The organism is Streptomyces sp. HSW2009 (assembly GCF_040240285.1).
In the GTDB taxonomy this organism is placed as follows: domain Bacteria; phylum Actinomycetota; class Actinomycetes; order Streptomycetales; family Streptomycetaceae; genus Streptomyces.
This window is the reverse complement of sequence record NZ_JBEHZD010000941.1, coordinates 1-1,672: the sequence shown is the minus strand read 5'-3', so window position 1 is coordinate 1,672 and position 1,672 is coordinate 1. Positions and strand designations below refer to the sequence as shown.

At 70.3% G+C, this 1,672-nt stretch carries 1 protein-coding gene; it reads left to right on the top strand.

What is annotated here, in order from left to right:
- The first annotated feature begins 150 nt into the window (after window positions 1-150).
- Window positions 151-1,590, top strand: coding sequence for a polysaccharide lyase 6 family protein (locus tag AAHZ94_RS33695; RefSeq protein ID WP_349997498.1), 1,440 nt, complete (start codon window positions 151-153; stop codon window positions 1,588-1,590).
- Window positions 1,591-1,672: the final 82 nt, after the last annotated feature.

The window sequence follows — 1,672 nt, the reverse complement described above, 5'->3', positions numbered from 1 at the left end:
AATCTTCGGCCCCCCCCCGTGTTCTACACATGGTTTTTGGTGGGCAGCGTCTTTTGTTAATAACAGACGGGCCCGCCGGGGCCGGCAAAGGCGCGGGCGAGGGCCGCACACGACGCTGCGCGTGGTATCGCGTTCTTCACCGGAGGCATCATGCAACGACGTACGTTTCTCAGCGGCACCGTGCTCGGCGCGGCGTTCGCCGCGCTGCCGGCCAGCGCGCTGACCGCCACGACCGCAGCCGCTGCCGCTCCGAAGGCGCCCGTCACCTCGGTCGACGCGTTGCAGAAGGCGATCGATCAGGCCGCGCCCGGCGACCGGATCGTGGTGGCCGACGGCACGTACACCATCTCCGGCAAGAGCGCCATCAAGGTGACGGGCAAGAACGGCACCACCAGCGCGCCGATCACCATCGTGGCGGCCTCGCGCGGCGGCGTCGTGCTGCGCGGCGAGCGCAGCTTCGTCTTCAGCAAGTCGACCAACATCGTGATCAGCGGCTTCGCGTTCCGGCAGAGCTCCACGCTGGAGATTCCGGCGGACTGCTCGCGCATCCGGCTGACCCGCAACGACTTCCAGTTCGCGGACATCACGAAGCTGAGCTGGGTGTTGGTGCGGGGCGACGACGTCAAGATCGACCGGAACCGCTTCCACCACAAGACCACCGCCGGCCTCTTCATCGTGGTGGACGGCCCCGGCGCCGACGCCATGGCGCAGCGGCTCCAGGTCGTCAAGAACCACTTCTCCGACCACAGCTTCACCGGCGACAACGGCGGCGAGTCGATCCGGATCGGCTTCAGTGGCCGTGCGCTCTCGGCGGCCCACGCGACCGTGGAGCACAACCTGTTCGAGCGGTGCAGCGGCGACCCCGAGGCCATCTCGGTGAAGTCCTCGAACAACATCATCCGGTACAACACGATCCGCGACAGCCGCGGCGGCATCGTGCTCCGGCACGGCAACGGTTCCACGGTGGAGGGCAACTACCTGCTCGGCGGCCGTGAGGGGCTGCGCGTGTACGGCAACGACCACGTGCTGGTCAACAACTACGTCAGCGGACTCTCCGGGAACGCCCTGGTGATCGGCAGCGGCAGCACCCGGGACCACCATGAGGGCGAGACCGAGAAGCAGCGCCGCGGCAACGACGCCTGCGACCGCGCGGTGATCGCCCACAACACCCTGGTGGACAACAAGAAGGGCGCGCTGGCCGGCGAGTCGCGGACCTACGAGCCGCGCAACGTGGTCATCGCCGACAACCTGCTGGTCGGCAAGGCGGGCCAACTGGTCGCCATGGACAAGACCACCGGTTTCACCTGGCGCAGCAACATCCTGTGGGGCGCGGCCTCCAACGGCAACATCCCCACCGGGGGCTTCACCCGGGTCGACCCGCGGCTCCGTCGCGAGTCCGACGGCGTCTACCGGCTCTCGGCCGGTAGCCCGGCGATCGGCGCCGCGACGCTGAAGAGCCCCGTCGTCACCGAGGACATCGACGGCCACCAGCGCGGCAGTCGCCGTGACATCGGCGCCGACGAGTACGCGACGACGGCCCCGGTGCGCCGCCCGCTGACCAAGGCGGACGTCGGCCCCGACGCCGCCTGACGCCCCATGCCTGCCCCGCGGCCCCGCCCGCGGCCCCGCGCCGCCGCCCACGGCCCCCGCCCCGCCGCGCCCCCCCGCGCCC

Bases quoted from the DNA above. Each gene is read 5' to 3' on its own strand.
- AAHZ94_RS33695 (WP_349997498.1), top strand. From the start codon at position 151: ATGCAACGACGTACGTTTCTCAGCGGCACCGTGCTCGGCGCGGCGTTC.